The sequence below is a fragment of the Mesorhizobium sp. M4A.F.Ca.ET.020.02.1.1 genome (assembly GCF_004022645.1).
Classification (GTDB): Bacteria; Pseudomonadota; Alphaproteobacteria; order Rhizobiales; family Rhizobiaceae; genus Mesorhizobium.
Genome location: NZ_RZOI01000109.1, coordinates 1 through 11,903, shown reverse-complemented (window position 1 = coordinate 11,903; position 11,903 = coordinate 1). Strand labels below are relative to the sequence as shown.

The window sequence follows — 11,903 nt, the reverse complement described above, 5'->3', positions numbered from 1 at the left end:
CGAGGATCGGACAGGACCGATTCCAGGGTGCGCGGCAGGCTGCCGCGGCGGTTCCTGGCCGGGATAACCACCGCGATCCGGGGGGTGACGACTTCTCCCTGTGCGACTGGCAAGGAATTCGGCAAGGCTGTCACAGGCGGAACTCGTGCATGGGGGTTCGAGTGCAGCCGAAATCGGCCTTGAAAGGCTCGTCGCCAATGGTGAAATCGAAAGTCTCGCCGCCGCTGGCCGCCCAAGCCGCCATGACGCGGTCCAGCGCGAGGCGCCCCGGAGAATAGCGCGCATGGGCGACGTAGTTGCAGCAGAGCAGAATGTAGCGGAAGCTGCTTTTGTCGATCAGCCCGAAAACGAGAGCGACCGTGCTCTCGCCTGAAACCAGGTGCCAGGTTTGAGCCAGGCCGGAGCGCGCTCCGCTGGTGGCGACATCAATGTAGAATTCGAGACCATGCGCCGTCTGCAGCGGATCATCCGGAAAGCGCCCGGACCGGAAATCGCGTCCCGCCATCATTGCGGAGCGCACCGCATCGCATTCCAGGAGCTCCAGCCGAAGCGCGCCTGTATCATCGAGACGGCGTGCCTTGCGATCAAGCGCCGCCGCTCGATGGCTGCCCAGGTTGGCGCGCCGCCATTCGCCATAGGGGAAGCCATAGCGCACGGCATGCGCGCCGAAGCCAAGCGCCAGCGGCTCGCTCCCCAGCAGCGAGCGCCATTGCTGCACATGCTGGTGATGGACCGGACCGATTTTCAGCCCGGCGTGGGAACCTAGGGCATGGTGAAAGGCCTGCGCGGTCCTCTCGTCGAGCCAAAGGCCTTCGGCAACGATCGGACAGGCATAGTCGGTGACACCAAGGAAGGCGTATTCGATCGAGCGAGATCCGTCCTCCGCGCGGCGGCGCACAAGCGGCACGACGAGTTGGAGGTCGCCGGCGGCATCCCGGCCGGTCACCACCAGCGGCTCGACGCCATGCGCCGGCACAAGATGGCGATAGAAGGCCGTCAACCAATCGGGATGCTGGAAAGCCGTTGCCCGGGCACGATTGAAAAGCAGGCGGAATTCCCGCGAGCCGAAATCAAACCGGTCGGCGGTCTCGAAAATGACCGGCGTGTCACCAGGGTGCGGTTGCCGCAGGGCGCGTTCAAGCACGTTTCAACCCCAGGAAAAGCCGCCTGAATACCTGCTGTGTGCGCAGCGCCGGATCGTCGAGCGCGATCCCCGCGCCAATCGGCATGTCGATGGCGCTCAGGGCCGCATAGAGCCTGTCCTCGCTCAGCCGCTGCGTCTCGACCCTGGCCGGGAACGTCTCGCGGTAGATCGTGCGGTGCGAGCCGTGCGCCGGGTTGGTGTTGATCTCGAAAATCTGCGGGTGCCCGTCCACAAGCGAGAAGTCGGCGCGGCCGTAGTCGATGCCAGCCAGATCAAAGGCCTGTCGCAGCACGTCCTCATAGAGATTGTCGGTGACGAAACGGCGCTCATTCTCGACGAAGGCGCCAAACATCGGATGGGCAAGAAGACGGGTCTTGTCCTCGACATCCTTGGCTGCCCAGCGGAAGTCGACCGCATTATGGTGGGCGATCAGCCGAGAGCCGACGCGGTAGGTCGCGAAACGCTGCCACACACCGGGGCTGACTTCCTGGCCGGCATATTCGATCACCAACTTGCCAGCCAGGGGAATGCCGTTCTCCTTCATGCGGGCGATTGTTGCGTCGAGCGCCTGTTGGTCGGCGATCAGGTCGAAATCGGACGACAGATGGTCGAACTCGTTGCGGATGAACACCGGAAAGGAGTTTGGCCGCGGCTGGCTTTCGCAACGCCAGACAGAGAATTGGTTGATCCCGGCCTCGTGCAGTGCCTTCAGCAGATCGTGTCGGCCGCGCAAGCGAGCGGGATGGTTGAGCACCCGCGAGCCGCCTTGCTCGAGCTTGTTCGCGACCTTCGCGGCCAGCGCGATCTCGAAGGACGACAGCCGTTCGTGATCGGTGAAGACCCAAGTGCCGGCGCGCAGTTCCTTTTGCCGGAAAAGGCGTTCGTAGCTCCAGCGGCGCGCATCGCCCAATTGGCGGACCAGATGACGGACGGTGTAGGCGTGGCTGCGCGTGGTGACGAAATTGATCAAGCGCCGTCCGGCGAACCGCCGTCCTCCTGAAAGGCCAGGACGTCGCCCCGGTTTCGCGAGCCGATGCCGGATCCCGACAGGATCGAAGCATAAAGCTCGAGGTTGAGGGCAACCGCCGAATGCACTGCGAAATCCCCGACCCGTTGGCGCCCGCGCTCGATCAGGGTGCTTCGCAGTGGATTCTCGTCCAGAAGCTCGATCGTGCGGGCGATCAAATCGTCACGCTGGCCGTCCCGCACCAATGCCAATGCCGGCGGATTGCCGGCGACATCGGCGACGCCACCAACGGCATAGGCGACTGCCGGCAGGCCGGAGGCCATCGCCTCGAGCAACACGCTGCCCAGGACCTCGCGCCGCGACGGCAGAATCAGGACTTCGGAAATCTGCAGAGCCTTTTTCACCTCCGTCGGGGAAACAAAACCGGTGATAGCGAAACAGTCCGGGCGCGAAATGGCGGCAAGCGCCGCTTCCAGTTTGCGCCGGTCGGGGCCATCGCCGCAAATCAACAAAAACACGCCCTTTTCGGCCAGGCGCTTGGCCAGGGCCGGCAAATCCTGCCAACCCTTTTCCGGGCTGATGCGGCCGATGAAGCTAACCACAGGCCGCCCCTTGGGGATGCCATGCTCGGAGCGAAAGGCTTGAAGCGCGTCCGGGTCGATCGGACGGCCGAACGCTTCGGCGTCGACAGCGTCAGCGATCACCGCCACGCGGCGATCCAGCCCGGTTTCCGCTACGGCTTCCCTGCCGTAACGCTCGGTGAGTGCGACAACACGGTCGGCCGACATCAAAGCATAGCGTTCCAGCCAGCGGGTGACATCATACGTCTTGCCCTTGAGCCGCAGTGCATGCTGGAGCCCGGACCAGAGCTGCGTGTTCATCGATACCACGAGAGGTATCTTCAGCCTGGAGACCAGAATGGCCATGGCCCGGCACCAGACCGAGTGGTTGAAGTGGATATGGACGACATCATAGCGGCCGCGTGCTCGAAGCAGCTCCGGCAATGCGGCCAGGAACCAGGTGAAGCAGAGCAGCGGGCCGGCGGCGAACTCCGGCAGCCAGAAGCCTGCGCATTTGAGGCGCATCCTCGGCGAAAGCTGAACCTCTCTCGGGCTTCCGGGAATGAACGTGGTCAGAATGGTCTGGGCGGCGCCGGCCTCGTCCATCGCGTTGGCGATTGTCCATGTCTGATTCTGCAGGCCGCCGACCGGATCGAAGGCGACCGGCCATGTGCCTGGCCGATAAAAGTGCGGCGTGATCCGCAATATCCTGAGCGTGCTGTCGCCGGTCATCTGCCACTCTATTCAGCCACTAAAAATGGAGCAACGATCGCCATCCGGGAGCGAACCGCAATCGCGCAAACAATCCATTCAAGGCAAGATTTGAGGACCCCCACGCGGGGATACCTTATCGTATGTCGTCAATTCAAGTCAGAGTTGACGACAATTCGCCTATACCAGCAATATAGTTGCATCCGCAAGAAATGCAGGTGCCGGCGGCCTCACTCTGTTTGAACGGCGGATGTCTCGGCCGGATCGACGCCGCCCCGTTTCGGCGCGGTCAGCACCAGCGTGGCGACAATTACAATCGCCGCAATCGTCATGGCCATGAGGACGGTTCTTCCCATGGTTGTGAGCTAGGGTGGCCTTCCGCGATGGCAAGACTGGCCCCGGTGCCGGAGAATGGCAGGCCGGCCGGACAACATCGCCGAGCCCCTTGAACCGACTTCCGGAATAATGCACACCGCGCCGGCATGATCAAAACGACGCAGGCTCATCCGCTCGACCATCTGGTGCTGCCGACAGCGCGCCTGGATGCCGCTCGGGTGCGGCTGGGTTCACTCGGTTTTGTCGTGGCGCCGACCGGCATCCACCCGTTTGGCACCGAAAACTGCTGTGTCTTTTTCGCCGACGGCACCTACCTGGAGCCGCTGGCGGTTGGCGACGACCTGGAGACGGACCGGGCGATAGGCGAAGGCAATGTGTTCGTCGCGCGCGATCGTCTCTACCGGCAGAACCTCGGTGGCGAAGGCTTTTCCGCTGTCGTGCTCGGGACCGGCGATGCCGACGCCGACCATGTTCGTTATGTCGGAGCCGGGATGTCGGCGGGGGAGTTGCTGAGTTTCTCCCGTGCTTTCACCGATGCGAGCGGCAAGAGCGATTTGGCGTCCTTCAAGCTGGCCTTCTGCGCCAGCAAGGATGCCGATGACGCTTTCCTTTTCGCTTGTGAGCGCATCAATGCACCGAAGATCGACCGCACTGCATTGCAGGCGCATGCCAACGGCGTAACAGGCATCGTCGAGGTCATCGCTGTGAGCGACAGGCCTTCTGGGCAGATCGGGCTGCTCACGACGGCTGCCGGCAAGCAAGGTTCGGAAGGTGATGCGATAGAGTTGCCGAACGCAACCCTGACGGTCCTGGAGCCCGGGACCTTTGCCTCGCGCTGCAACGTTCCGATAGAAGCGTCGCCGCATCTGCGCTTTGCCGCCATCGTTTTCTCGGTCCGCAGCAGCGCCATCGCCGCGCGCCTGCTTGCGGCCAACGCCATCGCACATCACATGAGCGGCAATGATATTATCGTCAGGCCAGCGCCCGGGCAGGGCGCCGCCTTCATCTTCCGGGAGACAAAATGAACAAACCCCTGGCGCCCAATCCGTCCGTGACCGTCGGCAACGTCGTCTTCTCGAACGCCGCGCCGCTGTCGCTGATCGCCGGGCCATGCCAGCTGGAATCGCGCCAGCATGCCTTCGACATGGCCGGCGCGCTGAAGGAACTCACCGGAAAGCTCGGCATCGGGCTCGTCTACAAGACCAGCTATGACAAGGCCAACCGCACCTCCTTGAGCGGGGCGCGCGGCGCCGGGCTGGATGCGGCGCTGCCGGTGTTCGACGATTTGCGCATGGAATTCGCGCTGCCGATCCTGACCGACGTCCACACCGACGAGCAGTGCGCATTGGTCGCCCCGCATGTCGACATCCTGCAGATACCGGCCTTTCTCAGCCGCCAGACCGACCTTTTGATCGCCGCGGCGCTGACCGGCAAGGTCGTGAATGTGAAGAAGGGGCAGTTCCTGGCGCCGTGGGACATGAAGAATGTCGTCGCCAAGGTCACCGGGTCCGGCAATGCCAATGTGCTGGTGACCGAGCGCGGCGCCTCCTTCGGTTACAACACGCTGGTCTCCGACATGCGCGCGCTGCCGGTCATGGCCGAGATCGGAGCGCCGGTGATTTTCGACGCCACGCATTCGGTGCAGCAGCCAGGCGGGCAGGGCGGCTCGACCGGCGGCGAGCGCCGCTTCGTCGAGACGCTCTCGCGCGCGGCGGTGGCGGTCGGGGTTGCCGGCGTGTTCATCGAGACGCACCAGGATCCCGACAATGCTCCCTCCGACGGCCCTAACATGGTGCCGTTGAAGGACCTTCCGGCATTGCTCGAAAGGCTGATGGCGTTCGACCGCGTAGCCAAGGGGCGCTGACATCAGCGCTGGTCCGGGCCATTCGTGCGCCGGCTTGTGGTTGCAGATACCCGGCGTTACCCTCATCCTCGCAAATGTGCGTCTTGGCAGGAGGAAGCCATGTCTGTCGCCCGCGTCACCGAAATCACGTCATCGTCCAAAAAGAGCTTTCAGGACGCCATCGAGAAGGGCATTGCCCGCGCCGCAAAAACTTTGAAGAACGTCGAGGGCGCCTGGATCCAGGACCAGAAGATCGTCGTCGCGGATGGCAAGATCATCGCCTATCGCGTCAACATGAAAGTGACGTTCATCCTCACCGACAGCTAAGCACAAAGTCGGGAACCTTCGCCCGCTCCCCTCATTGTCAAAACAGGCATTAACCGAGAGGAGCAGCACTATGACTACGCCGTCTGGCCACACCGAAGCCATTGCCGCCTCGCGCGTCATCGGCACGTCGGTCTACAATACCGCAGGCGACAGTATCGGCAGCATTGAGGACGTCATGCTGGACAAGATGTCGAACGGCATCATGTTCGCCGTCATCGGCTTCGGAGGTTTCCTCGGCATGGGCGAGAAGTATCACGCCATTCCGTGGGCAAGCCTCGATTATGACGAAAATATGGGCGGCTACGTCGTCGCTTTCACGAAGGAGCAGCTCAAGGCCGCCCCGGCCTATTCGATCGACGAGCTAACCGGCGCCGACGGCGAGGCGGCACGCGATGCGTCATTCGAATACTACCACGTAAAGCCCTACTGGCATTGATCGCCAAGTCGGCAGGTCGCAATCGAAAGGCCCCCGCACATGCGGGGGCCCTTCTTCTGGAAGATCCTACTGCGCTGCCTGTAGTGTCGACAGTTGCGCGGCGCCCTGCTGGGGCTGCTGGTTGTCGCACGACGTCAGGAACGCTGCCGCGATCAGGAACAAACTCACGATACCGCTCAACTGGGACATGGCGAAACTCCTCCTGTTTCGCCCCGCGCAAGCAGAATCATAGACCAGAAAGCGGCGTGCCGCGCATGACTTATGATGACAGAAATTTGCGCTTCGTGAATCGGCCGGGCGGCAATATTTGCGAGCGGCCCGATTGCCTTTTGCGGCACTTTGGCTAAGAGGGGCGCGACGCTTCAATCGATCAATCGGGGACATCGCAATGACCGCCATCGTCGACATAGTCGGGCGTGAAATCCTGGACAGCCGTGGAAATCCCACCGTCGAGGTCGACGTGGTGCTGGAAGACGGCTCGATGGGCCGCGCCGCGGTACCGTCAGGCGCATCGACCGGCGCCCATGAAGCGGTCGAGCTGCGCGACGGCGGACCGCGCTATCTCGGCAAGGGCGTCCAGCGCGCCGTCGAGGCCGTCAACGGCGAGCTGTTCGAGGCGATCGGCGGCATGGAAGCCGAGAACCAGATCCACATCGACCAGACGATGATCGAGCTCGACGGCACGCCGAACAAGAGCCGGCTCGGCGCCAATGCCATCCTCGGCGTGTCGCTGGCGGTCGCCAAGGCCGCGGCCGAAGCGGCCGGCCTGCCGCTCTACCGCTATGTCGGCGGCGCCAAGGCGCACGTGCTGCCTGTGCCGATGATGAACATCATCAATGGCGGCGCGCATGCCGACAATCCGATCGACTTCCAGGAATTCATGATCCTGCCGGTCGGCGCGCCGACGCTGCGCGACGGCGTGCGCTGGGGCTCGGAAATCTTCCACACGCTGCGCAAGAAGCTCAAGGATGCCGGCCACAACACCAATGTCGGCGACGAGGGCGGCTTCGCCCCCAATCTGAAGAGCGCACCCTCAGCGCTCGATTTCATCATGGAATCGATCGAGAAGGCCGGCTTCAGGCCGGGCGAGGACGTTGCGCTCGGCCTCGATTGCGCAGCGACCGAGTTCTTCAAGGACGGCAACTACGTCTATGAGGGCGAGAAGAAGACCCGCGATCCGAAGGCGCAGGCCAAGTACCTGGCCAAGCTCGCATCCGACTACCCGATCATCACCATCGAGGACGGCCTTGCCGAGGACGACTGGGAAGGCTGGAAGATCCTGACCGACCTCATCGGCAAGAAGACGCAGCTTGTCGGCGACGATCTGTTTGTCACCAACACGGCAAGGCTTCGCGACGGCATCCGCATGGGCGTCGCCAATTCGATCCTGGTCAAGGTCAACCAGATCGGCTCGCTGACCGAAACGCTCGACGCCGTCGAGACCGCGCACAAGGCCGGCTACACCGCGGTGATGTCACACCGCTCGGGCGAGACCGAGGACTCGACCATCGCCGATCTCGCTGTCGCCACCAATTGCGGACAGATCAAGACCGGCTCGCTGTCGCGCTCCGACCGCATGGCCAAGTACAACCAGCTGATCCGCATCGAGGAAGAGCTGGGCAAGCAGGCACGCTACGCCGGCAAGTCGGTGGTCAAGGCCTGATCTGGCATCCCATCGTTGTGTCTAGGAAGGGCGGGCGTTCCCCGCCCTTTTTCGTTTTGGGGCACTGGATACGTCCATCCGTAACCGTCCATTAAGCACAATGGAGCGAAAAAGATTCTGGGGCCGTTCGGGTTCGCGGCCGCGAGGATCTGGATCATGTGGACACGTCAGCACAAGCAGAGAAACACCGGCCGGCTGATCGTCCCCTCGCTCTGCGTGCTGTTCCTGGCCTATTTCGGCTTCCACGCCTATCACGGCGAGTTCGGCATCTATTCCAAGTATCAGCTCCAAGCCAGAGCGGTCGAACTGCAGGCGCAGCTCGACACCGTCAAGGCGCGCCGGGTCGATCTCGAGCGGCGGGTCCAGCTCATGCACGAGGGCACGCTGGAGAAAGATATGCTTGACGAGCAGGCTCGTAAGGCGCTCAATCTCTCCCACGCCGACGAAATCACCGTCATGTTGCCGGTATCAGCGAAATAACTGAATTCCAGTTAATCGCCTATATTTTCAATGATTTTAATCGCTTAGACGCATGCCAGCCATGCATTTTTCAGCATGGCGCAATGCTTTCCCGCATGTTAGCCTCGCTCAAATCGGTGGGGAGAGACGATCTCCCTCGGAGCGGATTTCATCCTGCTCTAAATGTCCGCGAAGAGACGCCAACAGGGAGTGATGCATGGCCACCGCCGCCAGAAAAGCGCCTGCCAAATCCAAAAACGACGGTAAATCACAAGGGCTCTCGGCCCCGAAGCCTGCCGACTTCACCAAGGAAGACGAGCTCGCCGCCTACCGGCACATGCTGCTCATCCGCCGCTTCGAGGAAAAGGCCGGCCAGCTCTACGGCATGGGCTTCATCGGCGGCTTCTGCCACCTCTATATCGGTCAGGAAGCCGTCGTCACCGGCATGAAGATGGCGCTGATCGAAGGCGACCAGATGATCACCGCCTATCGCGACCACGGCCACATGCTGGCGATGGACCTGTCGCCGCGCGGCGTCATGGCGGAGCTCACCGGGCGCCGGGGCGGCCTGTCCAAGGGCAAGGGCGGCTCCATGCACATGTTCTCCAAGGAGAAGCATTTCTATGGCGGCCACGGCATTGTCGGCGCGCAGGTCTCGCTCGGCACCGGTCTCGCTTTCGCCAACCGCTATCGCGAGAACAAGAACGTCTCGCTGACCTATTTCGGCGACGGCGCCGCCAACCAGGGCCAGGTCTACGAAAGCTTCAACATGGCCTCGCTGTGGAAGCTGCCGGTGATCTTCATCATCGAGAACAACCGCTATGCCATGGGCACCTCGGTGTCGCGCTCCTCCGCCGAGACCGATTTCTCGCATCGCGGCGCTTCCTTCAAGATCCCCGGCATCCAGGTCGACGGCATGGACGTGCGCGCCGTCAAGTCCGCCGCCGATCTCGCCACCGAATGGTGCCGCGCCGGCAACGGCCCGCTGATCCTGGAGATGCAGACCTACCGCTATCGCGGCCATTCGATGTCCGATCCGGCGAAGTACCGCTCCAAGGAAGAAGTGCAGAAGATGCGCTCCGAGCATGACCCGATCGAGCAGGTCAGGGCGCGGCTGCTCGACAAGAAATGGGCCAGCGAGGACGAGCTCAAGGCCATCGACAAGGAGGTCCGCGACATCGTCGCCGACGCCGCCGAATTTGCCCAGAACGACGCCGAGCCGGATCCGTCCGAGCTCTGGACCGACATCGTACTGTAAAGGGAGGGCAAGGACATGCCGATCGAAATTCTCATGCCCGCGCTCTCGCCGACGATGGAAGAGGGCAATCTTTCCAAATGGCTGAAGAACGAGGGCGACAAGATCGTCGCCGGTGACGTCATCGCCGAGATCGAGACCGACAAGGCGACGATGGAAGTCGAAGCCGTCGACGAGGGCACGCTCGCCAAGATCGTGGTTCCCGCCGGTACCGAAGGTGTCAAGGTCAACGCCGTTATCGCCGTGATCGCGGTTGACGGCGAGGACGTCGACAAGGCCGGCGAAGGCATCGGCGAGGAGCCTGCCAGGCCTGAGGCGGCAGCACCTGCGCCTGTTGCGGCCAAGAGCGAGGCCGCGGCACCCGTCGCGGCGGCGCCGAGAGCGGAAGTCGCCGCCGATCCGGACATCCCGGCCGGCACCGAGATGGTGTCGACCACGGTGCGCGAGGCGCTGCGTGACGCCATGGCGGAGGAAATGCGCCGCGACGGCGACGTCTTCGTCATGGGCGAGGAGGTCGCCGAGTACCAGGGCGCCTACAAGATCACGCAAGGCCTGCTGCAGGAATTCGGACCGCGCCGCGTCGTCGACACGCCGATCACCGAGCACGGCTTCGCCGGCGTCGGCGTCGGCGCCGCGATGGCTGGCCTGAAGCCGATCGTCGAGTTCATGACCTTCAACTTCGCCATGCAGGCGATCGACCAGATCATCAACTCAGCCGCCAAGACGCTCTATATGTCGGGTGGCCAGATGGGCGCGCCGATCGTCTTCCGTGGGCCGAACGGTGCCGCCGCCCGCGTCGCCGCCCAACACTCGCAGTGCTATGCCGCCTGGTACAGCCATGTTCCCGGGCTGAAGGTGGTGATGCCGTACACGGCCGCCGACGCCAAGGGCCTACTGAAGGCCGCGATCCGCGATCCGAACCCGGTCATCTTCCTGGAGAACGAGATCCTCTACGGCCAGTCCTTCGACGTGCCGAAACTCGATGATTTCGTGCTGCCGATCGGCAAGGCGCGCATCCACAAGCCGGGCAAGGACGTTAGCATCGTCTCCTTCGGCATCGGCATGACCTATGCGGTGAAGGCCGAGGCTGAACTACGCGGCATGGGCATTGACGCCGAGATCATCGACCTCAGGTCGATCCGTCCGCTCGACTTCGACACCATCATCGCTTCGGTGAAGAAGACCAATCGCCTGATCGTGGTCGAGGAAGGTTTCCCGCAGAGCTCGGTCGGCGACCATATCGCCAACCAGGTGTCGCAGCGCGCCTTCGACTTCCTCGACGCGCCGGTCATCACCATCGCCGGCAAGGACGTGCCGATGCCTTACGCGGCGAACCTCGAAAAGCTGGCGTTGCCCAATGTCGGCGAGGTCGTCGAGGCGGTCAAAGCAGTCACCTATCGCTAGGAAACAACGCGGATGCCGTCTCTCTGGGTTCTGGCCGCCGTCATTGTCCCTACCATTGCCGTGGCCTTTTTCGTGCGCTCGATGACAGGAAAGTTCGATGCGGTCTTGCTGGTGCTCAGCGGCGTCGCTTCGCTTGTCCTGGCAATTGTCGCAACTGGTTCCGCACAGGTTGATCAAACCGGTGGCATGATGAGCCTCGAAATGAGTAAAAGCAGCTTTCATTTCGGGGTCTTGCCACCTGTGTTTATCGTCGCCACGCTGACCGTCATGCGCGGCCTGTTCAAATTCATTCAGGAGTGAGCGATGCCCATCAACATCACCATGCCGGCGCTCTCGCCAACGATGGAAGAAGGCAATCTCGCCAAGTGGCTGGTCAAGGAAGGCGATAAGGTCTCGCCGGGCGACGTGATCGCCGAGATCGAGACCGACAAGGCGACGATGGAAGTCGAGGCCGTCGATGAAGGCACCGTCGCCAAGCTGGTCGTTCCGGCCGGCACCGAAGGCGTCAAGGTCAATGCGCTGATCGCCATTCTTGCCGGCGAAGGCGAGGATGCCGGCGCCGCGGCGAAGGGCGATGGCGGTGCCGCGCCCAAAGCCGAGGCTCCGAAAGCCGAGGCCCCGAAGGCGGAAGCGCCGAAGCCGGCAGCCGCCGTGGCGCCCGCGCCGGCCAAGGCAGAGCCCGCTCCGGTTGCTAATGGCCACGCTGGCGGCGAGCGCACCTTCGCGTCACCGCTTGCCCGACGCATCGCCAAGGATGCCGGCGTCGATGTGGCTAATGTCACCGGCACGGGCCCGCAT

General features: G+C 63.0%; 14 protein-coding genes. 10 read left to right on the top strand and 4 right to left on the bottom strand.

What is annotated here, in order from left to right:
* Positions 1 to 130: 130 nt before the first annotated feature.
* The 3 genes from EN742_RS10220 to EN742_RS10210 are packed head-to-tail and all read right to left on the bottom strand — an operon-like array spanning position 131 to position 3,403.
* On the bottom strand, positions 131 to 1,144 hold the full coding sequence (locus EN742_RS10220; RefSeq protein WP_128332756.1) for a GNAT family N-acetyltransferase: 1,014 nt from the start codon (positions 1,142 to 1,144) through the stop codon (positions 131 to 133).
* Complete coding sequence (locus EN742_RS10215) at positions 1,137 to 2,114, bottom strand: hypothetical protein (RefSeq protein ID WP_127407438.1); 978 nt, start codon at positions 2,112 to 2,114, stop codon at positions 1,137 to 1,139. The genes EN742_RS10220 and EN742_RS10215 overlap by 8 nt, the downstream gene beginning before the upstream one ends.
* Entirely contained in the window at positions 2,111 to 3,403 is a 1,293-nt protein-coding gene (locus EN742_RS10210) for a glycosyltransferase (RefSeq protein WP_128332755.1), read from the bottom strand. Before EN742_RS10210 ends, EN742_RS10215 begins: the two co-directional genes overlap by 4 nt.
* 461 nt (positions 3,404 to 3,864) lie before the next feature.
* On the opposite strand from EN742_RS10210, the gene EN742_RS10205 reads away from it, so the two are divergent.
* From EN742_RS10205 to EN742_RS10190, 4 genes are all read left to right on the top strand, one after another.
* Positions 3,865 to 4,743, top strand: coding sequence for a VOC family protein (locus EN742_RS10205; protein WP_128332754.1), 879 nt, complete (start codon positions 3,865 to 3,867; stop codon positions 4,741 to 4,743).
* Complete coding sequence (gene kdsA / locus EN742_RS10200) at positions 4,740 to 5,582, top strand: 3-deoxy-8-phosphooctulonate synthase (RefSeq protein WP_127422977.1); 843 nt, start codon at positions 4,740 to 4,742, stop codon at positions 5,580 to 5,582. Before EN742_RS10205 ends, kdsA begins: the two co-directional genes overlap by 4 nt.
* Positions 5,583 to 5,681: 99 nt before the next feature.
* Positions 5,682 to 5,888, top strand: a complete 207-nt coding sequence (locus tag EN742_RS10195; protein WP_126054632.1) for a dodecin family protein — start codon at positions 5,682 to 5,684, stop codon at positions 5,886 to 5,888.
* 70 nt (positions 5,889 to 5,958) lie between these two features.
* Entirely contained in the window at positions 5,959 to 6,324 is a 366-nt protein-coding gene (locus tag EN742_RS10190) for a PRC-barrel domain-containing protein (protein ID WP_126054631.1), read from the top strand.
* A 66-nt stretch (positions 6,325 to 6,390) separates the two neighbouring features.
* Here the strand turns inward: EN742_RS10190 and EN742_RS39995 are convergent, their stop codons facing one another.
* Positions 6,391 to 6,513 (bottom strand): hypothetical protein, encoded by a 123-nt coding sequence (locus EN742_RS39995; protein WP_274608485.1) that lies wholly within the window; start codon positions 6,511 to 6,513, stop codon positions 6,391 to 6,393.
* A 199-nt stretch (positions 6,514 to 6,712) separates the two neighbouring features.
* Here EN742_RS39995 and eno point away from each other — a divergent pair, with 199 nt between their 5' ends.
* The 6 genes from eno to EN742_RS10160 form a co-directional block, all read left to right on the top strand.
* Positions 6,713 to 7,987, top strand: coding sequence for a phosphopyruvate hydratase (gene eno, locus EN742_RS10185; protein ID WP_127406166.1), 1,275 nt, complete (start codon positions 6,713 to 6,715; stop codon positions 7,985 to 7,987).
* A gap of 156 nt (positions 7,988 to 8,143) precedes the next feature.
* Positions 8,144 to 8,467, top strand: a complete 324-nt coding sequence (locus EN742_RS10180; protein WP_126054629.1) for a septum formation initiator family protein — start codon at positions 8,144 to 8,146, stop codon at positions 8,465 to 8,467.
* A 196-nt stretch (positions 8,468 to 8,663) separates the two neighbouring features.
* The gene (gene pdhA / locus EN742_RS10175; protein ID WP_127406165.1) at positions 8,664 to 9,704 is read left to right on the top strand and encodes a pyruvate dehydrogenase (acetyl-transferring) E1 component subunit alpha; all 1,041 of its coding nucleotides are present in this window, start codon (positions 8,664 to 8,666) and stop codon (positions 9,702 to 9,704) included.
* A 15-nt stretch (positions 9,705 to 9,719) separates the two neighbouring features.
* Complete coding sequence (locus tag EN742_RS10170; protein ID WP_128332753.1) at positions 9,720 to 11,105, top strand: pyruvate dehydrogenase complex E1 component subunit beta; 1,386 nt, start codon at positions 9,720 to 9,722, stop codon at positions 11,103 to 11,105.
* Between the two features lie 12 nt (positions 11,106 to 11,117).
* A complete protein-coding gene (locus EN742_RS10165; RefSeq protein WP_126054626.1) occupies positions 11,118 to 11,405 on the top strand; it encodes a hypothetical protein in 288 nt (95 codons plus the stop codon).
* A gap of 3 nt (positions 11,406 to 11,408) precedes the next feature.
* Positions 11,409 to 11,903: biotin/lipoyl-containing protein (locus EN742_RS10160; protein WP_128332752.1), on the top strand; the 495-nt coding region annotated here is incomplete at its 3' end.

Bases quoted from the DNA above. Each gene is read 5' to 3' on its own strand.
- EN742_RS10210 (WP_128332755.1), bottom strand. From the start codon at position 3,403: ATGACCGGCGACAGCACGCTCAGGATATTGCGGATCACGCCGCACTTT.
- EN742_RS10205 (WP_128332754.1), top strand. From the start codon at position 3,865: ATGATCAAAACGACGCAGGCTCATCCGCTCGACCATCTGGTGCTGCCG.
- kdsA (WP_127422977.1), top strand. From the start codon at position 4,740: ATGAACAAACCCCTGGCGCCCAATCCGTCCGTGACCGTCGGCAACGTC.
- EN742_RS10195 (WP_126054632.1), top strand. From the start codon at position 5,682: ATGTCTGTCGCCCGCGTCACCGAAATCACGTCATCGTCCAAAAAGAGC.
- EN742_RS10190 (WP_126054631.1), top strand. From the start codon at position 5,959: ATGACTACGCCGTCTGGCCACACCGAAGCCATTGCCGCCTCGCGCGTC.
- EN742_RS39995 (WP_274608485.1), bottom strand. From the start codon at position 6,513: ATGTCCCAGTTGAGCGGTATCGTGAGTTTGTTCCTGATCGCGGCAGCG.
- eno (WP_127406166.1), top strand. From the start codon at position 6,713: ATGACCGCCATCGTCGACATAGTCGGGCGTGAAATCCTGGACAGCCGT.
- EN742_RS10180 (WP_126054629.1), top strand. From the start codon at position 8,144: ATGTGGACACGTCAGCACAAGCAGAGAAACACCGGCCGGCTGATCGTC.
- pdhA (WP_127406165.1), top strand. From the start codon at position 8,664: ATGGCCACCGCCGCCAGAAAAGCGCCTGCCAAATCCAAAAACGACGGT.
- EN742_RS10170 (WP_128332753.1), top strand. From the start codon at position 9,720: ATGCCGATCGAAATTCTCATGCCCGCGCTCTCGCCGACGATGGAAGAG.
- EN742_RS10165 (WP_126054626.1), top strand. From the start codon at position 11,118: ATGCCGTCTCTCTGGGTTCTGGCCGCCGTCATTGTCCCTACCATTGCC.